25 protein-coding genes are annotated in these 22,182 nt (G+C 50.2%); 14 read left to right on the plus strand and 11 right to left on the minus strand.

Annotated features, from left to right (window positions below; genetic code table 11):
• Positions 1–23: 23 nt before the first annotated feature.
• The 6 genes from mutS to ubiE form a co-directional block, all read right to left on the minus strand.
• Positions 24–2,726: a DNA mismatch repair protein MutS gene (gene mutS, locus H6859_01920; GenBank protein ID USO05987.1), complete on the minus strand. Its 2,703-nt coding sequence runs from the start codon at positions 2,724–2,726 to the stop codon at positions 24–26.
• A 103-nt stretch (positions 2,727–2,829) separates the two neighbouring features.
• A complete protein-coding gene (locus tag H6859_01925) occupies positions 2,830–3,483 on the minus strand; it encodes a hypothetical protein (protein ID USO05988.1) in 654 nt (217 codons plus the stop codon).
• 3 nt (positions 3,484–3,486) lie between these two features.
• A complete protein-coding gene (gene dut, locus H6859_01930; GenBank protein USO05989.1) occupies positions 3,487–3,939 on the minus strand; it encodes a dUTP diphosphatase in 453 nt (150 codons plus the stop codon).
• Complete coding sequence (gene coaBC, locus H6859_01935; protein USO05990.1) at positions 3,936–5,177, minus strand: bifunctional phosphopantothenoylcysteine decarboxylase/phosphopantothenate--cysteine ligase CoaBC; 1,242 nt, start codon at positions 5,175–5,177, stop codon at positions 3,936–3,938. The genes dut and coaBC overlap by 4 nt, the downstream gene beginning before the upstream one ends.
• 71 nt (positions 5,178–5,248) lie before the next feature.
• Positions 5,249–5,761: a hypothetical protein gene (locus H6859_01940; GenBank protein USO05991.1), complete on the minus strand. Its 513-nt coding sequence runs from the start codon at positions 5,759–5,761 to the stop codon at positions 5,249–5,251.
• A 128-nt stretch (positions 5,762–5,889) separates the two neighbouring features.
• Positions 5,890–6,636: a bifunctional demethylmenaquinone methyltransferase/2-methoxy-6-polyprenyl-1,4-benzoquinol methylase UbiE gene (gene ubiE / locus H6859_01945; GenBank protein USO05992.1), complete on the minus strand. Its 747-nt coding sequence runs from the start codon at positions 6,634–6,636 to the stop codon at positions 5,890–5,892.
• Positions 6,637–6,750: 114 nt separating this feature from the next.
• On the opposite strand from ubiE, the gene murJ reads away from it, so the two are divergent.
• The 7 genes from murJ (at position 6,751) to H6859_01980 (ending at position 13,009) form a co-directional block, all read left to right on the plus strand.
• Complete coding sequence (gene murJ / locus H6859_01950) at positions 6,751–8,286, plus strand: murein biosynthesis integral membrane protein MurJ (GenBank protein ID USO05993.1); 1,536 nt, start codon at positions 6,751–6,753, stop codon at positions 8,284–8,286.
• A gap of 2 nt (positions 8,287–8,288) precedes the next feature.
• The gene (gene trpS, locus H6859_01955; GenBank protein USO05994.1) at positions 8,289–9,296 is read left to right on the plus strand and encodes a tryptophan--tRNA ligase; all 1,008 of its coding nucleotides are present in this window, start codon (positions 8,289–8,291) and stop codon (positions 9,294–9,296) included.
• Between the two features lie 100 nt (positions 9,297–9,396).
• The gene (locus H6859_01960; protein USO05995.1) at positions 9,397–10,068 is read left to right on the plus strand and encodes a hypothetical protein; all 672 of its coding nucleotides are present in this window, start codon (positions 9,397–9,399) and stop codon (positions 10,066–10,068) included.
• A gap of 99 nt (positions 10,069–10,167) precedes the next feature.
• Entirely contained in the window at positions 10,168–11,085 is a 918-nt protein-coding gene (locus tag H6859_01965) for a sulfite exporter TauE/SafE family protein (protein USO05996.1), read from the plus strand.
• Positions 11,082–11,864 (plus strand): TIGR02186 family protein, encoded by a 783-nt coding sequence (locus H6859_01970; GenBank protein USO05997.1) that lies wholly within the window; start codon positions 11,082–11,084, stop codon positions 11,862–11,864. The genes H6859_01965 and H6859_01970 overlap by 4 nt, the downstream gene beginning before the upstream one ends.
• A 33-nt stretch (positions 11,865–11,897) precedes the next feature.
• Complete coding sequence (locus H6859_01975; GenBank protein USO05998.1) at positions 11,898–12,386, plus strand: universal stress protein; 489 nt, start codon at positions 11,898–11,900, stop codon at positions 12,384–12,386.
• Between the two features lie 56 nt (positions 12,387–12,442).
• Positions 12,443–13,009 carry a NifU family protein gene (locus H6859_01980; protein USO05999.1) on the plus strand — a complete coding sequence of 189 codons (567 nt, stop codon included), beginning with the start codon at positions 12,443–12,445 and terminating at the stop codon, positions 13,007–13,009.
• Here the strand turns inward: H6859_01980 and H6859_01985 are convergent.
• Positions 12,921–14,051, minus strand: coding sequence for a polysaccharide deacetylase family protein (locus H6859_01985; protein USO06000.1), 1,131 nt, complete (start codon positions 14,049–14,051; stop codon positions 12,921–12,923). The two genes, H6859_01980 and H6859_01985, sit on opposite strands and share 89 nt — an antisense overlap.
• A gap of 46 nt (positions 14,052–14,097) precedes the next feature.
• On the opposite strand from H6859_01985, the gene H6859_01990 reads away from it, so the two are divergent.
• From H6859_01990 to H6859_02000, 3 genes are all read left to right on the plus strand, one after another.
• Positions 14,098–14,685, plus strand: coding sequence for a malonic semialdehyde reductase (locus H6859_01990; protein ID USO06001.1), 588 nt, complete (start codon positions 14,098–14,100; stop codon positions 14,683–14,685).
• Between the two features lie 11 nt (positions 14,686–14,696).
• Entirely contained in the window at positions 14,697–15,392 is a 696-nt protein-coding gene (gene tsaB / locus H6859_01995; GenBank protein USO06002.1) for a tRNA (adenosine(37)-N6)-threonylcarbamoyltransferase complex dimerization subunit type 1 TsaB, read from the plus strand.
• A gap of 88 nt (positions 15,393–15,480) precedes the next feature.
• Entirely contained in the window at positions 15,481–15,885 is a 405-nt protein-coding gene (locus H6859_02000; GenBank protein USO06003.1) for a MucR family transcriptional regulator, read from the plus strand.
• Here the strand turns inward: H6859_02000 and H6859_02005 are convergent.
• The 3 genes from H6859_02005 to H6859_02015 are packed head-to-tail and all read right to left on the minus strand — an operon-like array spanning position 15,882 to position 17,455.
• Positions 15,882–16,685 (minus strand): pyrroline-5-carboxylate reductase, encoded by an 804-nt coding sequence (locus H6859_02005; GenBank protein ID USO06004.1) that lies wholly within the window; start codon positions 16,683–16,685, stop codon positions 15,882–15,884. The two genes, H6859_02000 and H6859_02005, sit on opposite strands and share 4 nt — an antisense overlap.
• Before the next feature lie 6 nt (positions 16,686–16,691).
• Positions 16,692–17,195: a YbjN domain-containing protein gene (locus tag H6859_02010; protein ID USO06005.1), complete on the minus strand. Its 504-nt coding sequence runs from the start codon at positions 17,193–17,195 to the stop codon at positions 16,692–16,694.
• Between the two features lie 23 nt (positions 17,196–17,218).
• Complete coding sequence (locus H6859_02015; GenBank protein USO06006.1) at positions 17,219–17,455, minus strand: accessory factor UbiK family protein; 237 nt, start codon at positions 17,453–17,455, stop codon at positions 17,219–17,221.
• A 135-nt stretch (positions 17,456–17,590) separates the two neighbouring features.
• Between H6859_02015 and H6859_02020 the strand changes: the two genes are divergently transcribed.
• The 4 genes from H6859_02020 (at position 17,591) to H6859_02035 (ending at position 21,240) form a co-directional block, all read left to right on the plus strand.
• Positions 17,591–18,403 (plus strand): prolipoprotein diacylglyceryl transferase, encoded by an 813-nt coding sequence (locus H6859_02020; protein USO06007.1) that lies wholly within the window; start codon positions 17,591–17,593, stop codon positions 18,401–18,403.
• Positions 18,387–19,397 carry an SAM-dependent methyltransferase gene (locus H6859_02025; GenBank protein USO06008.1) on the plus strand — a complete coding sequence of 337 codons (1,011 nt, stop codon included), beginning with the start codon at positions 18,387–18,389 and terminating at the stop codon, positions 19,395–19,397. Before H6859_02020 ends, H6859_02025 begins: the two co-directional genes overlap by 17 nt.
• Positions 19,366–20,187, plus strand: coding sequence for a peptidoglycan editing factor PgeF (gene pgeF / locus H6859_02030; GenBank protein ID USO06009.1), 822 nt, complete (start codon positions 19,366–19,368; stop codon positions 20,185–20,187). Before H6859_02025 ends, pgeF begins: the two co-directional genes overlap by 32 nt.
• Before the next feature lie 120 nt (positions 20,188–20,307).
• Entirely contained in the window at positions 20,308–21,240 is a 933-nt protein-coding gene (locus H6859_02035) for a ribose-phosphate pyrophosphokinase (GenBank protein ID USO06010.1), read from the plus strand.
• A 120-nt stretch (positions 21,241–21,360) separates the two neighbouring features.
• On the opposite strand, the gene rfbD is transcribed toward H6859_02035, so the two are convergent.
• Positions 21,361–22,167: a dTDP-4-dehydrorhamnose reductase gene (rfbD, locus tag H6859_02040; protein ID USO06658.1), complete on the minus strand. Its 807-nt coding sequence runs from the start codon at positions 22,165–22,167 to the stop codon at positions 21,361–21,363.
• Positions 22,168–22,182 lie beyond the last annotated feature (15 nt).

Below are 22,182 nucleotides of genomic sequence, written 5' to 3' on the forward strand. Positions count from 1 at the left end.
GCTTTAGGGTGGTCAAGTATAGGTTATGAGTCTTTGAGGAGTGTTTTGAGGGCGTAGAGCACGTCGAGGGCTTCGCGTGGGGAGAGCGTATCGGGTGTTATGGTTTCGAGCTTTTCGAGTGCGGGGTTGATGTGCGCGGCGCTTTGCTTGTTATCGGCGAGGGAGAATAGCGGCAGGTCTTCGGAAAGCCGGGCGAGATTACCGGACTGCTCACCGGTTTGGAGTTTTTCCAGAATGCTCCGGGCGCGGGCGATGACGGATTCTGGCAGGCCGGCGAGCTTGGCAACGTGGATGCCGTAGGAACGATCGGCAGCGCCGGGGGCAACGCTGTGGAGGAAAACGATGTCTCCTTGCCATTCCTTGACCTGCATGGAGTGGCAGGACAGGGCGGGCAGGCGTGATGTCAGGGCGGTAAGTTCGTGGTAATGGGTGGCGAAAAGGGCGCGGCATTTATTGACATCGTGCAAGTGTTCGACGCAGGCCCAGGCGATGGACAGGCCATCAAAGGTGGCGGTGCCGCGGCCGATTTCATCAAGGATAACGAGGGAGCGGTCGGTGGCCTGGTTGAGGATGGCGGCGGTTTCGACCATTTCGACCATGAAGGTGGATCGTCCACGCGCCAGGTCATCTGATGCTCCGACACGGCTGAAAACCCTATCGATGATCCCAATATGCGCCTTTTTTGCCGGAACGAATGACCCGGTTTGCGCCATAATGGCGATGAGGGCATTTTGGCGCAAATAGGTGGATTTTCCTGCCATGTTGGGGCCGGTGAGCAGCCAGAGGTGATTGTCGGGGGTAAGGGTGCAATCATTAGGCACGAAGGTTTCGTGGTCTTTTTTGAGCGCGGTTTCGACGACCGGGTGGCGGGCGGATTCGAGGGTAAAGGCGAGGCTGTTATCAAGAAGAGGGCGACAATAATTTTGGTCACTGGCGAGTTGGGCGAGTGCGGTAGCCATATCGAGGGTGGCGATGGCGCGAGCTCTTTGGCCAATTTCTTCGGAAGCCGCAACGCATTCTTCGGTGAGTTGCTGGAAGATTTCGAGTTCGATGGCGAGGGCTTTTTCACCAGCGGAAGAGAGGTCGCGTTCAAGTTCGGCGAGAGCGGTGGTGGTGAAGCGCACGGCGCTCGCCATTGTCTGGCGGTGAATGTATGGGCTTTCGGGGCCTTTTTCCATCAGCGGATCGGCGCGCCGGGCAGGGACTTCGATAAAATAGCCCAGCACGTTGTTGAATTTGATTTTGAGCGCGTCGATGCCGGTGTCTTTTTGATATTGGCTTTGCAGGCCGGCGATGAGGCGTTTGCTCTCGCTTTTTAGCGTTTTGAGGTCGTCGAGCTTTTTGAAAAAGCCTGTGCGGATGAAGCCGCCATCGCGCGCAAGCATTGGCGGTTCTGTTTCGAGGGCCTGGGTGAGCTTGTCTTGTAATTCGGCGGTAAAGGCTTCGGTTTGCAGGGCGGTGAGGAGATCGGAGAGAACCTCTTTTGCGCCATCATGATTTTGTAATGCGGCGCGGATGATCTCTATTTGCATCAGTCCGTCCCTGATCATGGCGAGATCGCGCGGGCCGCCGCGCCCGACTGACAGGCGTGAGAGGGCGCGTTCCATGTCGGGCATGGCTTTGAGCTGCTCACGGAGGAGATTGCGCAAAGGGCTTTGGCCTGTAAAATATTCGACGCGGTTCAGGCGCGCGTTGATTTCATCAATGTCGATCAGTGGAGCAGACAGGCAGGTTTGTAGCAGGCGCGCGCCGGGCGGCGTGATGGTGCGGTCGATTGTGGCCAGGAGGGAGCCTTTACGCTCGCCGCTTTGGGTGCGGGTGATTTCGAGATTACGGCGGGTGGCGGCGTCAATCTCCATATTGGCCGAAGCCGTCATTTGCCGGGGTTTTTCGAGATACGGAATTTTACCGATCTGGGTGCGCTGGATATAGTCGATCAGCGCTCCGGCAGCGGCGATTTCGGCGCGGGAGAATGCGCCGAAGCCTTCGAGTGTGTTGACGTCGAAGAGGTCTTCCAGTTTTTTCTTTGCGTTTTGGCTGTCGAATAAGGAACGGGCTTGCGGGCTGTGGCGCGGGTCATGGCCCAATTCTGTGGCGAGTGTGTCAGGGATGACGATTTCGCGCGGAGCAATGCGTTCCAGCGCGGTCTGGATTTGGTCTTTGAGGACGGGTTGCACCGTAAATGAACCGGTGGACAGGTCTGTCCAGGCCAGGCCGTATTGGTTGCCGACATCGGTGAGGGCTGAGAGATAGTTGTTTTCGTGGGGCTGGAGGAGCGCGTCTTCGGTCAGGGTGCCCTGGGTGACGACGCGCACGACATCGCGGTTGACGAGGGTTTTGGAAGCGGGGCGGCCTTCGGCTTTGGCGCGCAGCTTTGCTTCTTCGGGGCTTTCAGTTTGTTCGCAGATGGCGACTTTAAAGCCGGCGCGAATGAGTTTGGCGAGGTAGGGTTCATAGGCGTGATAAGGGACGCCGCACATGGGGATGTCCGTGCCCCCATTTTCTTTGGCGGTTTTGCCGCGTTTGGTCAGGGTGATGTCGAGAGTCTCGGAGGCTTTGAGCGCATCGTCGAAGAAGAGTTCATAAAAATCGCCCATACGATAGAAGAGCAGGCAGTCTTTATGGCGGTCTTTGAGCGTGAGGTATTGCGCCATCATCGGCGTGTGGCCGTCGGCGAGGAAGTCATCTTGTGACTTTGGGGATGTTTTTAACGCAGCTTGTTGCATAGGGTTTATTTAAACCACTAAGGGCGTTCAGGTCACGAAGAAAAAAATTTAAACCACAGTGAACACAGGAGAAGCACAGGGGCGGTTTGTGGATGGATTTTATCTATTTGCTATAAAAGGTTTTGTATTCTGCTGATAATAGTAAGGCTTCTTTTCTGTCAGATTCCGAAAGGCTTTCTTTATAAGAATCCAAGAATGGTTTAGTAGGTATTTCCGGCCTGTAGGGATATTTTCTTAGCCCTTGTTTCCAAGCAAGCAGCATCCATGCGTAACCTTCAATATCATTTGATGTATTATCGTCTTCTGCTACGGCTATTGCTCTTAAAAATTGACCGCGTCGATCTCCTTGTTTAGCGGCTTTCAGAAACAATTCAGCTCCTTTTTGAAGGCCATCTTTTTGTTCTTGCAGGCTGGGTTCTGGAACAATAAATTTTTTGGTATATTGTTGATAGCCTTCGTAAACTTGCGCAGGGGCGTAGTTTTGGTCCAGAGCTTCCTTTTTCCATTTGGTGTGTTGTGTGTATAACTCTCTAGCTCTTGGATTCGTTTTATGCTCAAATTCGTTTTCTTCGGCTATTTCAGTTGCTTCTTTTAAGTATAACATTGCCAGGATGTACTGCGCTTCTGCATTTCCTTCTTTTGCCATTTCCAAACAAGTTTCAAGAGATGAGCATATGGCTTCCTCTTCTGCTCGAGAAGGGGGAGTAAAAGTAAAAAGAAAAACTATTGCTAATATTAGATATGAGTTATTTTTCATTTATTATTCCGTGCCGGTTGAGCCGAAGCCGCCTTCGCCGCGGTCGGTTTCTTCGAGGGTTTTGACGACGTCCCAGTTTACGGTTTCGAATTTTTCCACGACCATCTGGGCGATTCTTTGTCCGCGTTCAATGGTGAAGGCGTGTTGGCCGTGATTGATCAGGATGACCTTGATTTCACCGCGGTAGTCGGCATCGATGGTGCCGGGGGTGTTGAGGACGGTGACGCCATGTTTGAGGGCGAGGCCTGAGCGCGGGCGGATTTGAGCTTCATAGCCTTCGGGCAGGGCGATGGACAGGCCGGTGGGAACCAGTGCGCGGTCGCCGGGGCCGAGTTCGAGGGCTTCTTCGAGGGCGGCGGACAGGTCCATGCCGGCGGATTGTTCGGTGGCGTAGGTGGGGAGTTGAAGTCCTACGGCGTGTTCCAAAGGCATCAGTTTAACTCTTACTTCGCTCATTCTGCTGCGTCCTGTACTGCTTTTGTTTCAAAGTAGTTTGCTATTTCTTTCACTAGGCGGGTGGCAATGGCGTCTTTGCTCATGGGCTTCCAGTCCTGAGTTTTTGAAGAGGTTATAAGATAGACGTGATTCTGGTCTTCGCCAAAGGTTTTTTGGGCAGGCTGGCCAACGAGATTGGCGAGAATCCAGTTACATTTCTTTCGTTTGAGTTTGTCGGCGGCGTTTTTGGCCAAGTTTTCGGTTTCGGCGGCAAAGCCGATGATGAGCATCGGGCGATTTTTATGTGTGCTCAAGGTTTTGAGGATGTCCGGGTTTTCTTTGAGCGCGATGGAGGGTGGGGTTTTGCCGGCGCGTTTTTTGATTTTATGGTTTTGAAGTTTGGTTGGAGACCAATCCGATACGGCGGCGGCGCACACAGCGATGTCAATGGCTTCTTTGGTGTTGAGGGCGTTTTCACAGGCGTTTAGCATTTCCTGGGCAGTTTCAATATGGATGGTTTTGATTCCGGGCGGGTCTGGCAGGGCGACCGGGCCTGTGACGAGGGTGACATCGGCGCCGTGGGCGGCCAGAGCGGTTGCAATGGCATGGCCTTGTTTGCCTGATGATCGATTGCCGATGAAGCGTACCGGGTCGAGGGGTTCGAGGGTCGGGCCGGAGGTTACAAGGGCCGTGCGGCCCTTTAGAATGTTGGAATGTTGGAATGTTGGAATGTTGGAAAGAACGGCTTTAAGGATGTCTTCGGGCTGGCTCATGCGTCCCAAGCCGCGTTCGCCGCAGGCCATGTCGCCTTCTTCGGGGCCGATAATAGTATGACCGCGGGATTGCAGCGTGGCGATATTGGCCTGTGTTGCCGGGTTATGCCACATTTTGTGGTTCATCGCCGGGGCGATGAGGGCGGGTTTGTCGGCGGCCAGTAAGGCGGTGGTGGCCAGATCCTGGGCCAGTCCGTGGGCTATTTGAGCTATGATATTGGCGCTGGCCGGGGCGATGACGATAGCGTCGGCTGTGCGTGAGAGATGGATGTGATCCATTTTGTATGTATCTCCGGTTAGCGCTTCTTGTTCGCACAGGGCGGAGACGCTTAAAGGCGTGACGAATTGCTCCCCGCCTTTGGTGAGGATGCAGCGCACAGTGCATCCGGCTTTTTTCAGTAAGCGGATGAGCTCAAGTGATTTATAAGCGGCAATGCCGCCGCTGATAATCAAGAGGATAGATTTTTCTTTAAGATTTTGTGTCATGACGCTGTTTATAAAGAAAAAGCCCTGCTATGGCTAGCAGGGCTTTTAAACTTTTGCTTTAAGAGCGAGTCTTATTGCATCATTTCTTTTGCTTTTTCGATGATTGCATCACCGGAAGCAGGCTCTGTTTCAATGGTATCTTCAATGCTGTCAGCTGCGTGTTCAATGGTTTCGGCTGTTTCTTCATCCGGATTTGTTGCTGCGGCGTCTTCGATTGCTTCAGTAGTCTCGCTTGCTGCTTCTTCTGTGGCTTCGACAGCATCATCAGCAATTTCAGCCATGGCGTCATAAACATCATCAGAAGCTTCGGCTGTTGCATCGGCTGCATCAGCGGCTGTTTCCATTGTTGTTTCTGTCATTTCAGAAACAGTTTCAGCAGCTTCGCCAGCTGCTTCCTGGATTGAACTAGCAAAGCCAGAGACGCCTTCAGCTATGCCTTCAGCGGCTTCTGAACCTGCTGCAGGTTCAATGTATGATATGTTATTTCCAGATGTTCCCATGTTGTTGTAGATTGCGAAAATTGCAACCAGACCTGCGGCCAGTACAACACCGGAATAGACGATTGATTTTGTAAAGTTATTCATTAGAGTAGTCCTCTCCTTAATTCTCACAGTTATATAGTGGTTTGTGAATGGCCACTTTTGCGCAATCGAGACTTGCGAGTCAATAAAAAACGACAAGCCATTGTAATTATGGCAAATTAGCGGTGTGTTTACAGCTTGGTTCCACGGTGAATTGCGACGATTCCGGCGGAAAGATTTGAAAATGAACAGTTTTTAAGCCCTGCATTTTCCATGCGGTTTTTGAGTTCTTCCTGCTGCGGCATTTTGCGGATGCTTTCAACAAGGTATTGGTAGCTGTCACGATCTTTGGCAACAATTTGGCCTATGCGCGGGATGATATTATAGGAGTAGAGGTCGTAAGCTTTGGCGAGTAACGGTTCGCGCACATGGGAGAATTCAAGACAGAAGAAGCGCCCGCCGGGTTTCAGGACACGGGTGGCTTCGCGCAGGGCTTCATCGATGAGGGTCACGTTACGCAAACCAAAGGCGATGGTGTAGACGTCGAAACTGTTATCCTCGAAGGGGAGGTTGGCGGCGTTGCCGGTGATCCATTCAAAATCATTGATCCAGCCGCGATCAATCGCACGGTCACGGCCAACTTCTAGCATATTGGGGTTGAGATCGAAGACGGTGATGTCGGACCCGGGCGATTTTTTCTTAATGCGAAAGGCGATGTCGCCGGTGCCGCCCGCGACATCGAGAAATTTCATGTTGTTTTTGGGGCGAATGCGCCGGACGAACGTATCTTTCCACAGACGGTGCAGGCCGCCGGACATCAGGTCGTTCATGAGGTCGTAATTGTCGGCGACGGAATCGAATACACCGCGCACGAGTCCGGTTTTTTCCTCGGGGGTGACAGTGCGCTGTCCGAATTGTGTGCTTTCAGGGTTTTGCATCTTGGCATACTGTCATTGCGGACGGAGTGATGCAATCCAGAAATTCGTTAAAATGGATTGCTTCGTCACAAAAGCTCCTCGCAATGACGATTATCAGATGGTAAGTAGTTTTCTATGAAACTTGCAAAAGCGATGGCGACGGTGGCGGGCTTGACGGGGCTTAGCCGCATTTTTGGATTTATCCGTGATATCATGACGGCGGCAATTTTGGGCGCGGGGCCAGTTGCAGATGCATTTTTTGTCGCGCTGAAATTGCCGAATTTCTTTCGCCGGGTGACGGCGGAGGGCGCATTTAGTGTCGCCTTTGTGCCGCTTTATACGGAAAGCGTAGAGAAGGAGGGGCAGGAAGAGGCCGATGCGTTTGCCAGTAATGTGTTTATGGTCATGTTGTCGATGTTGTCAGTGGTGGTTTTGCTGGCTCTGGCCGGGATGCCGTGGGTTATATCTGCGATTGCGCCGGGTTTTATTGATGACCCGGTGCGGTTTGATGCGGCGGTTCAGCTTTCGCGAATTACGTTTCCTTACTTGTTGTTGATGTCGTTGACAGCGCTCTTGGGCGGGGTTTTGAATGCGCTGAACCGGTTTGCGCCGTTTGCGTTTGCTCCTGTGCTGTTTAACCTTTGTCTGATTTCGGCGTTGTTGCTGAGTGGGTATTTTGCTGATGCCGGGCAGGCGCTCAGTTTTGGGGTGTTGTTTGCGGGCGTTTTGCAGCTCATCTGGCTGGTTGTGGCGGCGCGGCGGTCCGGGGTGTATTTGCGGTTCAAGAGACCCGTATTTGATGTGAAAATTAAGCGTGTGTTTAAGTTGATGGGCCCCGGTGTGATTGGCGCGGGCGTGATGCATATCAATTTGTTTGCTGATATGGTGATTGCGTCTTTCCTGAGTGCGGGTTCGATTTCCTATCTTTATTATGCCGACCGGCTCAATCAGTTACCGCTGGGCGTGGTAGGGATTGCGGTGGGCACGGCATTGTTGCCGATGCTCTCTAAGGCGCTGGCCAAGGGTGATATGGATGAGGGGCGGGATTTGTTTAACCGCGCCTTGGAGATGTGTTTGTTGCTGGCGCTGCCTGCGGCGGCGGCTCTGGCATTCTTTGGTCGCGATCTTGTTGGAGGGTTGTTTGAGCGAGGGGCTTTTGATTATCAGGATAGTCAGGCAACAGTGATGGTCTTAACCGGCTATGCTTTTGGCTTGCCAGCCTATATTTGTGTAAAAGTTTTTTCTACTGTTCATTGGGCTTCTCAGGATACTAAAACACCTGTGAAGATTTCCGTTATTGCTACTGTTATCAATATTGCGTTGAGTTTGCTGCTTATTCAGTATATCGGAGTAGCGGGCATTGCCCTTGCAACAGGATTAACGGGTTGGTTGCAGTTCATTTTTCATGTTAAAGCCCTTAAAGGAAAACGCGTAGAATTCGATGATAGGCTCAAACGGGCGTCATTGAAAATTTTTTGGGCGACTGGTTTGATGGTCGGTGGGGTTGTTTTTCTGATGCTGGCAATTGATAACGATTATGCAATGAGTAAAATGCAGCGGATGATCATAACTGTGGTTTCAGGTTTGGGGATTTATAGTGTTTTAGTTTTGGTTTTTGGGTTAGTGAATCTTGATCAGCTAAAGCGATTTTTAAAGAAAAAGAAAGTATAAGAATGAAACGCATTTTGTCAGGTATGCAGCCGACATCACATTTGCATCTGGGGAATTATCTCGGGGCGCTGAAAAACTGGGTGGCTTTGCAGGAAGAGCCGGATAGCCAGTGTTTGTATATGGTGGCGGATTTGCATGCGGTTACTGTGCCGCAGGAGCCGGAGGCTTTGACATTGGCGACGCGCGAGATTGCGGCGGCGTTTATTGCGGGTGGAATTGATCCGTCAAAATCGGCAATTTTTGTACAGTCTGCGGTGCCGGGGCATTCTGAGCTGATGTGGCTTTTGGCCACGATGACGCAGATGGGCAAGCTGGAGCGCATGACGCAGTTCAAGGATAAGGCAGGGAAGAACGCCGAACGGGCGGGTTTGGGGCTGTTTGCCTATCCGGTGCTGATGGCGGCGGATATTTTATTATATAAGACCACGCATGTGCCGGTGGGCGAGGATCAAAAGCAGCATTTGGAGCTGGCGCGCGATATTGCCGCGACATTTAATGCGCGTTTTGGCGGGGATGTTTTGTTGCCGCCTGAGCCGTATATTGTCGGTGAGGCGACGCGGGTGATGAGTTTGCAAGACGGTAGCAAGAAGATGAGCAAGTCGGATGATAGTGAGAAATCGCGGATTAATCTGACTGATGATGCGGACATAATTGCCAAGAAAATCAAGAAGGCGCAGACTGACCCTGATCCATTGCCTGAGGCGGTTGAAGGGCTTGAAGGGCGCGCGGGGGCGGCCAATCTGGTGACGATTTATGCCGCGCTGGCGGGTATTTCGAAGGCGGATGTGCTGGCGGAATATGCCGGGCAGGGCTGGGGCGTATTTAAGCCTGCTCTGGCTGAGCTTGCAGTGGAGAAGCTTTCTCCTATAACGGCACGGATGAATGAATTAATGGCTGACCCGGCGCAGATTGATGCGATTTTGGCCCAAGGCAACGCAAAAGCGAATGAAATCGCGAACAGAACCGTAGCTGAAGTTCGGGATATTATGGGTTTCTGGCACGTCGGTTAACCGGTTATTCATATTCCCTCTGGCAAAATGGTTGTGTTTGAGGCATAATCATGGGAGTTCACGGCGTTTCAGCCACCCATATTTTCTTTGGGGCAATCAGATGAAAAAAATATTTAGACTATCAAGTGTTTGCGCGTTGGCTCTTTGCGCCGGTGTATCCTCTGCCGCCGCGGATGTTGCTATGTGGCGGGATGTGGGCTCTAAGATGAGCCTGACCTATGATGATCGATGGGACGCTGTTTCCAATCAAAATCCGGGGGATGTCTTGACTATTCGCGCTCCGAATACGGCGGCGCACGGACTGTATAATTTTGCCGGGTGCAAGGTGAATATTGAGAATGATGGACGGTTTAAGATTTATCCGCGCCGGAATGCCGGGACCATTCAGCGTACAGCCTTTAGCAGGGATTACTGGGAGCGGTATTTTGGGCTGTATAATGATGTCGTTGTGCATGAGGGGACGGACAATAACGGTTTAGGCGAGGGGTTTGCCTCGATGGCGTCATTTTCGTTTGAAGATTATAAAGGTGCGAAGGTGAAAAAACGCGGGATTGCCTTTGCTTCGCATTATCGGAACAGGGTTTATCTGGTTGAATGTTCGGCGGAAGAAAGCGTGTATCACGAATGGCATAACGCGTTTTTGAATGTGATTAAGTCGGTTGATTTTCATGATGGAACAAATTTTGCGATTACCGGATATTATCGTGATTTCTTGCAGGATAAGACGCTGAAAGTGCGCGGGCCGAGTGTTTTTGAGGATGGCTATTATTAGTTATCCTGTTTTTTTCAGTTTTATGTCATAAAATCTTGAAAATTTGACAGTTTTTCGGCACTGTGGGGGCACAGTAAGGAAACACGATACTTCTAGTCCATGCAGATTTATTTGCCGATTGCTGAAATGGCGGTTTCTGCGGAAACCGTTTTTATGTTGAGCGCGTTTGTCGGGCTCTTGTCTGGTATTTTTGGCGTTGGCGGCGGTTTTTTAACAACGCCCTTCTTAATATTTTTTGGTATTCCTCCGGCGGTGTCGGTGGCAACGCAGGCCAGCCAGCTTGTGGCTTCGAGTATGGCCGGAGCGATGGGGCATTTTCGGCGGGGTAATGTTGACATCAAGATGGGGTTGGTGATGGTTTCCGGCGGGGCTGTGGGGTCGGTTGTGGGGATTTTTATCTTTAAGTTGTTGCGTTATCTGGGGCAGATCGATTTTGCAATTTCATTTTTATATATCATTTTGCTTGGCGGTATCGGGATACTTATGATTATGGAAAGTTTTGTGTCCGTGCTTAAGAAAAAGGAGGGCGTGCGCAAGGCTTTTAATGATAGCAAGGTTTCTCCCTGGGTTTTGTCGTTGCCTTATAAGATGCGTTTCCCCCGGTCAAAGCTGTTTGTGAGTGCGTTGGTGCCCGCCGGGATTGGTTTTGTTGGCGGGGTTCTGGCTTCTGTTTTGGGGATTGGCGGCGGTTTTTTAATCGTTCCGGCTATGATTTATATTTTGGGTATGCCGCCTTTGCTGGTGGCTGGCACGTCTTTGTTTCAGGTGATTTTCACAACGGCTGCGGCAACGATTATGCATGCATTGATGAACCATACTGTTGATATTGTTTTAGGGCTTATTCTTATTTTAGGCGGCGTTGTTGGTGCGCAGTTCGGGGTTGTTCTTGCCCGGTTCTTTAAGGGGCAAACAGCGCGTGTTACTTTGGCGATCATTATTTTGTCGGTGTGTTTGAAGCTTGTTGTCGATTTGTTCGTTATGCCGGTTGATCTGTTCTCAGCGGAGTATGTTCGATGACCTGCTGTCGACGTTTTTTGAATTCTTTTAGCGCGATAGCGTTCTTTTTTGTACTTGGGGTTTATGTTGTTAGCGCTTTTTCGGAGATTGCGGCGGCGGAGCCTCTGCAATTTGATATTGCTGATGATTATGTCGAAATTACAACGGGTTTTACCGGTACAACTTTGTCGATGATCGGATATCGAAAAGGGCGTGGGGATATTGTTTTAACGCTTGAGGGGCCGCCGCGTTCGACTGTGGTGCGTCAGAAAAGCCAGGTTTTCGGGGCCTGGGTGAATAGGGAAACTTTGCAGTTTGATAATATTCCTTCTTATTATGATTTCGCCTTAAGCGTTGATGATGAAAAGAAATTGATGAGCGATGAGTTGCTTAAGGAATATCATGTTGGTTTAAATGCGTTACGGGTTGTGCCTAAAGAGAAACGTATAGATGAGGATAAAATTAAGCTCTTTCAGAGCGCTTTGTTGCGTTATAAACAGCAGCATCAGCTTTATTCGCAGAAGGCCGGGGCAGTCGAGTTTTTGGGGGATGATTTTTTTCGGGTGGATTTTCATTTGCCAGCGCATGTCCCGGCGGGAAACTATACGGTGCGGGCTTTGCTTGTTGGTAAGGGCAAGGTCGTGTATGAGGATGCGCAAAGTTTACGGGTGGGGTTGACCGGTTTTAGCTCTGATATTTATGAGTTTTCACGAAATCATGCGTTTTTGTATGGGGCTCTGTGCGTTTTGATTGCATGTTTTGCCGGATGGTTGTCGAATTTTATTGTGCGGCGCAGCTAGGATAAAGGCTGTGGATGCTTTAAGGTGTTTTTTATGACGAAAGCTGAGACAAAGAAAGACGATGTTCGCTCATTGCTGCCGGATACAGATGGTGGGGTGTTTTTGGTTGTCGTTGATGATAGCTCGGAGTTTGATGCGGCGCTTCGGCGTGTGGCGACTCTTGTTAAGCAGAAACGCGGTCATGCGGCTGTTTTGTATGTGATAGAAGATGAAGGTTTTTTGCACTGGAACTTCATTGAAAAGCAAATTCAGCGTGATAAGCGGGCAGAGGCTGAGGAAGCCTTATGGAAGGCTGCGCAGCGTTTTTACGAGCTTTCGGGGTGTATTCCCGGAATTTACATCAAGGAAGGTAAAACATATCGTGAAATTGCGCAGATCCTTAATACTGATCCGACGATCCGCGCACTGGTTTTAGGCGCTTCGTCTTCGTCTTCCAATCCTTTGATTTCTTATTTTACTGGTAAGGGGTTAAGTGAATTGCGAGTGCCGCTTATGATTGTGCCTGAAACGCTTAACTCCTGACTTGATTTTAATGGTCGCCTGTCTTATTTCAGCTATCGGAAAGGGACTTTTTACTAATGTTTATTCAAACGGAAGCAACGCCGAACCCGGCGACAGTTAAGTTTTTGCCTGGACAAAGTGTTTTGGATAGGGGAACTGCGGAGTTTAAGACCACAGGGGAGGCGTCAGAGGCGCCGTTGGTTCAGCGCTTATTTGGTTTACAAGGCGTTGAGGGGGTGTTTTTAGGGGCAGATTTTATTTCAGTGTCCAAGGATGAAGACACGGATTGGTCGGTGCTTAAACCCATGGTTTTGGGAGCCTTGATGGAGCATTTTTCAACGGGGCAACCGGTGGTGCTGGAGGCGTATTATCAAGGCAAGGGGCTTTCCGAGGATAAGGGCAAGGATGATGAAATTTCGGCGCAGATCCGCGAATTGATTGAAACTCGGGTGCGTCCTATGGTGGCGATGGATGGCGGTGACATCGTTTTTGACCGGTTTGAAGATGGTGTGGTGTTTTTGCATATGCGTGGGGCGTGTTCAGGGTGCCCAAGTTCTACGGCGACTTTGAAGATGGGTATTGAGAATATGTTGAAGCATTTTGTTCCTGAGGTCGTTGAAGTTCGTCCGGCTGAGAACTTCTAAAATAGAGCAGACCGAGCCAATACCATTGCGGTTCGTCATTTTCAGATAGGGGACCGGGAAGTGTGCAGTTTAGGCGGATGCGGTCGTTGTCTAGCAGGCCGGTATCTTCACGAATTTCGATGCGGTTTCCTAATATCTCAGTTTTGGCACGGCCTTCGCCTGAGATGAAGCAGGAGAGGTTTTTGCTCTTGCTGGCTAATGCATCGGGAAGGGTGAAGCCTGTGAAAAAGGGAGCGGTTTTTAAGTCCGGGTCTGGTGGCTCGATGTCGGTCACGGTCAGGGGTATGGCACGGGTGACGAGACGGAAACGCTCGAGGTCTCCGTAATGTTCGGTCATACTAAAACGCGGCAGGGCGAAGCGGTCACTGGTGGCGTCAATTGCGCCAGAGTGCAGGCCGAAGGCGGCTTTGAACCCTTGCGTTTTTGCGAGGTCCTTAAGCGCCAGGCTGTATTCTCCGAATGGGTAGGCGAGGTATGGCGTTTCGTGGCCGAATTCTTCGCGGTGGCGCCTGCGTGCTTCGTTCAGGGCGGTCAGCATTTCTGTGCGGGTTTTGTAGGCAATATGGTTGTAGGACGTGGGGAGCGAGGCCAGCGTGATATTTTTGTTTTTGGCGAGTTTTTTTAAATCGTTCCAGTTGGCGCTGGCGGGGTCTTCTTGATCAAGGTTTAGCGCGGCATAAAAAATGGTGAATGGTAATTTTGCTTTCAAAAGCAAGGGCACAGCGTTTTCCAGTGCGGATTTGTGGGCGCCGTCGAAGGTGATGGCGATGGTGTGCGGTGGCAGTAGCGTACCTGTTTCAAAGTCCTCAAGGATTGTCGTAAGCGGCAGGACATTGTAGCCGCCGGTTTTAATTTCATGGATATGGGTAGTGAATTGTTCGATTGTTAGATTTTCATCAGGGAGATTATCTTCGCCAATGCGGTGATAGGTAAGGATTACAGCGTGGTTTTGCGTGCTTTCGGATGCGGCGCTGTAAACCGGGCTTAACAGTACGGCTATGAGCAAAAGTGTTAAAGCGCATTGAAGAAGTAATCTATTCATGCTTTTTGTGTAGTTGAGTTTTGTCGTAAAGAAAAGGATATATCGTATGAGCGCTATGGATGAAAAAATGAAGGATTTATTGTTTCGAGAGGCGCGCACACATAATGTGTGGCTGGAAAAAGACGTGCCTGATGCGTTATTGCGCGAGATTTATGATTTGATGAAATTTGGGGCGACGGCGGCGAATTCTTGTCCGGCGCGGATTGTGTTTGTGAAAACACCGGAGGCCAAGGCTCGTTTAAAGCCACATTTGGATGAGGGTAATGTTGAGAAGACGATGGCGGCGCCGGTGACGGCGATTATAGCTCATGATCTGGAATTTTATGAGAAGCTGTCGCAGCTTTTCCCACATGCAGATGCACGGAGCTGGTTTGCCGGTAATGAGGCGTTGATTGCCGAAAGTGCGTTTCGCAATGGTAGTTTGCAGGGGGCGTATTTTATGATAGCCGCGCGTGGATTGGGGCTGGATTGCGGGCCGATGTCGGGCTTTGATGCGGCGGGCGTGAAGGACGAATTCTTTGCGGATAGCGCTGTGCAGCCGAATTTCCTGTGTAATCTGGGGTATGGGGATGCATCTGCGCTGCATCCACGGGCTCCGCGATTAACATTTGATGAGGCGTGCTCAATACTTTAAGTAAAGATGCTATGAGTGACTTTCAAAATATACTGGCGCTGGATACGGCGCTGGGGGGATGTGTGGCTGCGGTGGTTGCCGGTGAACGCGAGGCTGTGCGCTGTGAGGCGATGGTGCGCGGGCAGGCTGAGCGTCTGATCCCATTTGCGCAGGAAGTTATGGAAGAGGCAGGGCTGGATTATGGGGATCTTGATGCTGTGTTGTGCACGATCGGGCCGGGAGCGTTTACGGGCTTGCGGATTGGGATGTCGGCGGCGCGGGCTTTTGGGCTGAGTTTGGATATTCCTGTTATCGGGGTTACAACTTTGCAAGCGTTGGCTATGAATTATGTTGCTGAGCATGGTTTGGATTGCAGTGTAGTTTTAGAAACGAAGCGTAGCGATTTTTATATTCAGGATTTTAATGCGCAAGGGTTGGCTGTATCTGCGCCGCGGGCGGAATTGGCTGAGGTTTTGTTGAAGGCTTTGCCAAGAAATAGTGTGTTGATTGGTGATGGCGTCGTACGATTTATTAATGAAATTCATGGGTTATGGAATGATGTTGATTATGGATATGGATTGGCGGATATGGCGATGGTGGCGCAGGTTTTACAGGACCAAGGGCTTGTAGACGGCGTTTTTGAGCGTGATGCACGGCCAGTGTATTTACGGGATGCGGACGTATCGATGCCCAAAAAAGCGTCTCGTATTTTAGAAGGTGCGGGGTGAGTATTGTTCTTCGGCGCATTTTCTTGACAAATATTTTACCTTACCTAGATTGTACTTTGTGTTCCATTTCTGAAGAGAGGGCGTTTTCATGACAATAACAATAAACCGGGAAGAATATCTTGCTTTTACAACGGAAATTGTTTCGGCTTACTTGTCTAATAATACAATTCAGGCCGGGGAAATTCCGTCGGTGATTGAGCAGGTTTATAAAACGCTGGTCAATGTGAATGCGGATAGCCATGTTAGCACGGATCGTCCTCAGCCGGCAGTTCCGATTAAAAAGTCTGTGATGCCGGATTATATTATTTGTCTTGAGGATGGTAAGCAGCTCAAAATGCTTAAGCGGCATTTGAAAACGGCTTATGGGATGAGTCCGGAGGAATATCGTGAGCGCTGGGGGCTGCCGATGGATTACCCCATGGTGGCGCCGAATTATGCGGCGCAACGCTCGAAGCTGGCTAAAGATATTGGGTTGGGTACTAAAGGTCGTTAAGAATTTAATTCGCGGCTGCGGGCTGTAGCGGCTTGCAGAGCTTCGTTGAAGAGGTTCTGGGTGCGGCCATCCATGAGGATTTCAAGCGCGGCGGCGGTGGTGCCGCCGGGGCTGGTGACGTTTTTACGTAAGGTTTTGGCGGGTATTTCGCTTTGTGCTTCGGCCAGCGCGGCGGCGCCGATGACGGTCTGGCGGGCGAGGGTGGTGGCCATTTCTATAGGGAGGCCGGCTTTGTTTCCAGCTTTTTCCAGCATTTCGATTAAATAAAAGACGTAGGCTGGGCCGCTGCCTGAGAGGGCGGTGACAGCGTCGAGCAGGGATTCATCGTCTGTCCACTCAAATTTTCCGGCGGTTTTGAGCAGGGTTTCGGCCAGTGCTTTGGCACTTTGGCTGGTGTGTTTATTGGCTACAGCGATGCTCATGCCCTTGCCGATGGCGGCAGGGGTGTTGGGCATGGCGCGGATTACCGGCTGGGTGGGGGCGAAATATTGAGAAAATCTGGTTAGAGATTGTCCGGCAGCGATAGACAGGATGGTGGTGTCTTCGTTGATATGGTTTTTCAGCTCTGTGCAGAGTGTGGCCATAGTTTGTGGTTTGACAGCTAGCACGATGAGGGCGGCGGATTTTAAGTCTTTGGCGGCGGCTTCAACGGTTTTGTGGTGCGTTATTTCGGTGATTGAGATGTCGTGCGGTTCAATGACGGAGAAGTTTGCGTCGATATTTTGGTCAAGCCAGCCTTGTAATAAGGCGCCGCCCATTTTACCGCAGCCGATCAGAACAATGTTGGGCTGAGCGCTCATAGGGTCTTATGATTCCCCGGCTGTTTCCATCATCGCCAGTGACAGCGCTGCATCGTTGATGTCATTGGCGCTGGCGAGCAGGGTGAAGAGCGGGTAGTGGCGTTCGCATTGGGCCAGAGCGATATCGACCATGTCATCGATTAATTCGGTTATAAGTGCGGGAGATGAGCCGCGCAGCAAGCAAGTGTGGCGGAATGCCGGGCGTGTGTTTTTTGCAGGCAGGTCGAAATGGCCCATCCAAAGGGATTCGTTTAGTTCCAGCAGCACTTCGCGCGCAATTTTGATGTTGTTACCCGCGATTTGTAAATCGAATTGGGCGCAAAATTGCAGAGCGTGCATTTCCCCTTGCCAGATAAAGAGCAACTTATAGCTTCCGCTGCGACCCATGATATCGACAGCCAGTTCATCCTCGGCCATGCGTTCGAATGTCCAGTTGTTGGCACTGAGCACATCTTCAACACTGTCGAGCGGGTGGATGTCGTCTTCGTAGGTTTCAAGCTGCGTGGTCATAAAGTCTTTCCGTGATTGTTGTTTTATTTCTTTGTCTTTAGAGATTTTTCTAAAGTCTGAATGCGTTTTTCCTGAGTCTGTACGAGTGCTTCGAGGCGGTCAAAATCTTCGCGTGGCACAAGGTCAAGGCGGTGGGCAATTTCATCAATGCGTGTTTTTACGTCTTCACGAATATTTTCACCTAAACCACTGAAAATACTTAATGTTCCGTCTGCAACATGGGCGATGTCATCCAGCATTTTATCTTTGCTTTTTATCATTGTTCCAGCTCTTGTGTGTAGCTTTGAGTCAGTATCATGGCTCTGTGTAGAGTCCAAATTGTTTTGAGATTTTTAATCTTTAGGCCTGTGGAAATTTTTATTTCTATTTTGGGGTGATGATTTATAAAGGGGGCCATGTGGGAATTTCCAAATATAGATCCTGTGGCGATCAGTTTAGGGCCGATTGATATTCGTTGGTATGCGCTGGCATATTTGGCCGGATTTTTGCTTGGCTGGTGGTATTGCAAACGGCTGGCTGATCTGGATGAGAACCGGCGTCCGGACAAGTTGGATATTGATGACTTTTTGCCCTGGGCGATTGCCGGGGTGATTTTGGGTGGGCGCTTCGGATATGTGGTGTTTTATAATCTTGAGTATTACACGGCGCATCCGGCAGAAATTTTGATGTTATGGGAGGGGGGGATGTCCTTTCATGGCGGGGCGCTAGGGGTAATCGTTGCGCTCTTGATTTATCCGTCCATTCATAAATTTTCGCATCTGCGGCTGGCTGACCTTGTGTGTGCGTGTGTGCCTTTGGGGTTGTTTTTCGGGCGGGTCGCCAATTTTATCAATGGTGAATTGTTTGGGCGGGTGACGAATTCGCCGTTAGGGATGGTGTTTCCGCGCGGTGGGCCATATCCGCGGCATCCAAGCCAGCTTTATGAGGCGGTGCTGGAAGGGTTGGTGTTGTTTTTGATCCTGTTTGTGTTGATCCGGAGTGACTGGGTGCGGGCGCGGCCCGGGATTGTATCGGGTATGTTTTTGGCCGGCTATGGCTGCGCGCGGGCGTTTGTTGAGCTGTTCCGCGAGCCGGATTCTCATATTGGATTTGTATTTGGCGGGGCGGTGACGATGGGACAAGTGTTGAGTACGCCAATGATTGTGGTAGGGCTGGGGCTGGTTATTTATGCGGTAGCGCGGAAACGATCCGATGCCCAGTCCGCTTGAAGAGATCGTAAGACAGAAAATTCGTGCGGATGGGCCGATGTTGATCGGCGCGTTTATGGCCCTTGCGCTGGGGCATCCTGAGCATGGTTATTATATGAAGGGCGACCCGTTTGGGCGGGCTGGAGATTTTGTAACTGCGCCTGAGGTTTCGCAGCTTTTTGGTGAAATGATCGGCGTATGGGCGGCGGATTTGTGGATGCAGATGGGCGCGCCTGAGCGGCTGGCCATGGTGGAATGCGGGCCGGGGCGTGGGACGTTGATGGCTGATATATTGCGTGCTAGTCGAAATGTAGCAGGGTTTCATGATGCTTTGCGGATTCATCTGGTTGAGATGAGTCCGGTGTTGCGCGGGAAACAGCGAGAGGCGTTGGCCGAATATGAGGTGGTTTGGCATGAAGATTTTAAAGGTGTGCCGGGTGATGTGCCGATGATTGTGATTGGCAATGAGTTTTTGGATGCTTTGCCGTTTGAGCAATATGTGGGTGATGTGCAACGCAAGGTCGGGCTGGATGAAGACGCTCAGTTGGTTTTTGTGCCAATGGAGGGTGATGTATATGAATTCGCTCCGTATCGAAATGATTTTGTGAAGTGCGTCTGTAGTCGCTTAAAGGCGCAGGGCGGGGCAGCACTGTTTATTGATTACGGGCATGTGCACTCAGGGCCGGGCGATACATTTCAGGCGATTAAGGGCCATGAATATGTTGATGTGCTGAGTCATATTGGTGATGCGGATTTGACCAGCCACGTGAATTTTGAGGCTTTACAGAGAGGTGTTGATATTGGTGTTGCCGGGCCGGTGGAGCAGGGGGATTTTCTGCGGGCGCTCGGTATTGGTTTACGGGCGCGGATGTTGGCAGAAAAAGCCGATGTGCAGCAGGTCGATATGATCGAAAAAGGTTTGCATCGGTTGATTGATTCAGATCAAATGGGATCGTTGTTTAAAGTGATTGGATTTTATTATCATGACAAACCTCTTGCTCCAGCAGGATTCTGATCCGCTTTATTTTAAGCATAGTGATTTTGTGGGGCTGCAAAATAATACGGTTTTCCATGGTTTTTTTAGCCGTCGCGGTGGTGTAAGCCGGGACATTTTTGCCGCGCTAAATTGTGGACCCGGGTCGGGGGAGGCTTTAAGTATTGTTCAGAAAAACCGCCAGATTGTGAGCGAAATTGTCGGGTGTGAGGCTAAAAACTTGTTGAGTTTACATCAGATCCATAGCAACCAATGTCTGGTGGTACGCGAGGGTTGGGATATTGAAGCGCGTCCGAAGGCTGATGCGATGGTTACGGATGTGTCAGGCCTGGCGTTGGGAGTTTTAACGGCGGATTGTGCGCCAGTGTTATTTTATGGAAAAAAAAGTGATGGTGCGCCGGTTGTGGGGGCTGCACATGCTGGCTGGGGTGGTGCGTTGAAAGGGGTTTTGGATAATACGTTAGCTATGATGCTGGAGCTTGGCGCTGTACCGGAAAGTATTCGCGCCTGTATAGGGCCGTGCATTGGGCAGAAATCCTATGAGGTGAGGGATGATTTTGCAGATACGTTTTTAGAGGAAGATGGTAGGAATGAGGTGTTTTTCACGGCAGGTCGGTGCGCAGGGCATTTGCAGTTTGATTTGCCGGGCTATTGCGCGGCGAAGCTGGGCCGGGCGGGCGTTAAAAACGTGCTGATCAAGGATCTGGATACGTATTTTAATGAAGAGGATTTTTTCAGTTATCGCAGGGCGACGCATCGGCATGAAAAAGATTATGGTCGGCAGATTTCGGTTATTATGATTCAAGAGTGATCATAACCGGGTTTTTTATCCAAAAGCGTGCTTGATTTTGCTGGTGATTTTTCCGTATAGTGCGCTCGTATGCAGCTTGATATGCGTATTTTTTAATAAAAATAACAAGTTAGGGTTAAAATGAAACTGATTGCCGGGAATTCCAATCGTCCGCTGGCTGAAGCAATTTCTTCTTATTTGAATGTGCCGTTGACCCAGGCGAGTTTGAAGCGTTTTTCCGATATGGAAGTTTTCGTTGAGATTATGGAGAATGTGCGCGGCGAGGATTGCTTTTTTATTCAATCGACATCTTTTCCGGCCAATGACCATTTGATGGAGCTGTTGATTGCGATTGATGCGCTCAAACGCGGGTCGGCGCGGCGGATTACAGCGGTGATTCCGTATTTCGGGTATGCGCGGCAGGATCGTAAGACGGGTAGCCGGACGCCGATTTCGGCCAAGCTAGTGGCAAATTTGATTACGGCGGCGGGCGCGGACCGGGTTTTGACCATGGAGCTGCATGCTGGTCAAATTCAAGGGTTCTTTGATATTCCGGTGGATAATCTGGTGGCCGGGCCGGTGTTTGTGCCACAAATTCTCGATGAATTTGACGGTGAGGAAATTTGCATCGTTTCGCCGGATGTTGGCGGGGTTGTGCGGGCGCGGGCGATGGCCAAGCGGTTGAATGCGTCTTTGGCGATTATCGATAAACGCCGGGAAAAGGCCGGGGTTTCCGAGGTTATGCATGTAATCGGGGAGGTTAAAGGCAAAGTCTGCATTCTGGTTGACGATATTGTCGATTCCGGCGGAACGTTGTGTAATGCGGCGGTGGCGCTGAAAGAAAACGGGGCCAAGTCTGTGTATTCCTACGTTGTGCATGGGGTATTATCGGGCGGGGCGGTGAGCAAGATTGAAGCGTCTCCGATGGAGAAAATTGTGATTACCAATACAATTGCGGCGACCGAGTCTGTGAGTTCCAGCGACAGCGTTGAGCAGCTCTCTGTCGCGCCGCTGATTGGTGAGGCAATGCGCCGGATTAATGAGGAACGCTCTATTTCAGCACTGTTTAAGTAGGTTATTTTTACAGCAGAGCAAAAATGTTTGGGGAACTGAAGGACAAAGGCTTTGCCATTGGCCATGCGCCCAGTGTGCCGGATCAGTACTTTAAATGACTGTATCGTCAATAGAAATTTGTTAGAGGAACAGTAGCATCAAGGTTTCTCTTATGCCTTTTTTCCAATCGCTTTGCTCAAGGCCAAAAACCTTTTTTATGCGTGCGCAACTCATATAGGAATAAGATGGTCTTGATGCTTTTTGTGGAAACGCTATGGATGGTACAGGAATAAGATTGTGTGGTACTTTCCCGCCGTTTTTTTTATGTTGTGTAAAAATATGAGCGGCAAAATCATACCAATTCACAGGTCCTTGACCTGTGTAATGATAAAGCCCCCATTCTTTAAAGCCGGGTTTTTGAACGGTTTTGGCAATGTGCCATAGGGCTTTTGCAACGTCGCAACTGTAGGTTGGCGCGCCAAACTGGTCATTTACAATTCGTAATTCATCTTTTTCTTTGCCTAATGCAAGCATGGTTTTGAGAAAGTTTTGTCCGTCTGCGCCAAAAACCCATGAGGTTCGCAAGATAATATGGCGTGAAACAAAAGAACGTGTGACAATTTCACCAGCAAATTTTGATAGGCCATATACTGAAAGTGGATTAGCGGGTGCGTTTTCTTCATAAGGTGTTCGGTTCTTCCCATCGAAAACATAATCTGACGATAAATAAATAAGAACTGCATCCTCATATTTAGAAATTTCTGTAGCTAAATGCCCTGCTCCATACCAATTAACAGCAAGTGCTGCTGCTGGCTCGTCCTCGGCTTTGTCTACTGCTGTATACGCTGCGGCATTAATGAAAATACGAATGTTCTTTTCTTCGTAGAGATTACGGACGGTATGGGCAACAGAATTTTTATCAGTAAGGTCGCATGTTTTTCGTGTTATCGGTACGCCTTATGA

The organism is Rhodospirillales bacterium (assembly GCA_023898785.1).
Lineage (GTDB): Bacteria > Pseudomonadota > Alphaproteobacteria > Micavibrionales > Micavibrionaceae > TMED27.

What these genes read in the sequence shown, in the direction of transcription:
- H6859_01990 (USO06001.1), top strand. Translation starts at nt 14,098, where the DNA reads ATGAGCGCTATGGATGAAAAAATGAAGGATTTATTGTTTCGAGAGGCG.
- trpS (USO05994.1), top strand. Translation starts at nt 8,289, where the DNA reads ATGAAACGCATTTTGTCAGGTATGCAGCCGACATCACATTTGCATCTG.
- coaBC (USO05990.1), bottom strand. Translation starts at nt 5,177, where the DNA reads ATGACACAAAATCTTAAAGAAAAATCTATCCTCTTGATTATCAGCGGC.
- H6859_01975 (USO05998.1), top strand. Translation starts at nt 11,898, where the DNA reads ATGACGAAAGCTGAGACAAAGAAAGACGATGTTCGCTCATTGCTGCCG.
- H6859_02035 (USO06010.1), top strand. Translation starts at nt 20,308, where the DNA reads ATGAAACTGATTGCCGGGAATTCCAATCGTCCGCTGGCTGAAGCAATT.
- H6859_01925 (USO05988.1), bottom strand. Translation starts at nt 3,483, where the DNA reads ATGAAAAATAACTCATATCTAATATTAGCAATAGTTTTTCTTTTTACT.
- ubiE (USO05992.1), bottom strand. Translation starts at nt 6,636, where the DNA reads ATGCAAAACCCTGAAAGCACACAATTCGGACAGCGCACTGTCACCCCC.
- mutS (USO05987.1), bottom strand. Translation starts at nt 2,726, where the DNA reads ATGCAACAAGCTGCGTTAAAAACATCCCCAAAGTCACAAGATGACTTC.
- H6859_01980 (USO05999.1), top strand. Translation starts at nt 12,443, where the DNA reads ATGTTTATTCAAACGGAAGCAACGCCGAACCCGGCGACAGTTAAGTTT.
- H6859_01940 (USO05991.1), bottom strand. Translation starts at nt 5,761, where the DNA reads ATGAATAACTTTACAAAATCAATCGTCTATTCCGGTGTTGTACTGGCC.
- pgeF (USO06009.1), top strand. Translation starts at nt 19,366, where the DNA reads ATGACAAACCTCTTGCTCCAGCAGGATTCTGATCCGCTTTATTTTAAG.
- murJ (USO05993.1), top strand. Translation starts at nt 6,751, where the DNA reads ATGAAACTTGCAAAAGCGATGGCGACGGTGGCGGGCTTGACGGGGCTT.
- H6859_02000 (USO06003.1), top strand. Translation starts at nt 15,481, where the DNA reads ATGACAATAACAATAAACCGGGAAGAATATCTTGCTTTTACAACGGAA.
- H6859_02025 (USO06008.1), top strand. Translation starts at nt 18,387, where the DNA reads ATGCCCAGTCCGCTTGAAGAGATCGTAAGACAGAAAATTCGTGCGGAT.
- H6859_02015 (USO06006.1), bottom strand. Translation starts at nt 17,455, where the DNA reads ATGATAAAAAGCAAAGATAAAATGCTGGATGACATCGCCCATGTTGCA.
- H6859_02005 (USO06004.1), bottom strand. Translation starts at nt 16,685, where the DNA reads ATGAGCGCTCAGCCCAACATTGTTCTGATCGGCTGCGGTAAAATGGGC.
- H6859_01965 (USO05996.1), top strand. Translation starts at nt 10,168, where the DNA reads ATGCAGATTTATTTGCCGATTGCTGAAATGGCGGTTTCTGCGGAAACC.
- tsaB (USO06002.1), top strand. Translation starts at nt 14,697, where the DNA reads ATGAGTGACTTTCAAAATATACTGGCGCTGGATACGGCGCTGGGGGGA.
- H6859_01970 (USO05997.1), top strand. Translation starts at nt 11,082, where the DNA reads ATGACCTGCTGTCGACGTTTTTTGAATTCTTTTAGCGCGATAGCGTTC.
- H6859_02010 (USO06005.1), bottom strand. Translation starts at nt 17,195, where the DNA reads ATGACCACGCAGCTTGAAACCTACGAAGACGACATCCACCCGCTCGAC.
- dut (USO05989.1), bottom strand. Translation starts at nt 3,939, where the DNA reads ATGAGCGAAGTAAGAGTTAAACTGATGCCTTTGGAACACGCCGTAGGA.
- H6859_01985 (USO06000.1), bottom strand. Translation starts at nt 14,051, where the DNA reads ATGAATAGATTACTTCTTCAATGCGCTTTAACACTTTTGCTCATAGCC.
- H6859_02020 (USO06007.1), top strand. Translation starts at nt 17,591, where the DNA reads ATGTGGGAATTTCCAAATATAGATCCTGTGGCGATCAGTTTAGGGCCG.
- H6859_01960 (USO05995.1), top strand. Translation starts at nt 9,397, where the DNA reads ATGAAAAAAATATTTAGACTATCAAGTGTTTGCGCGTTGGCTCTTTGC.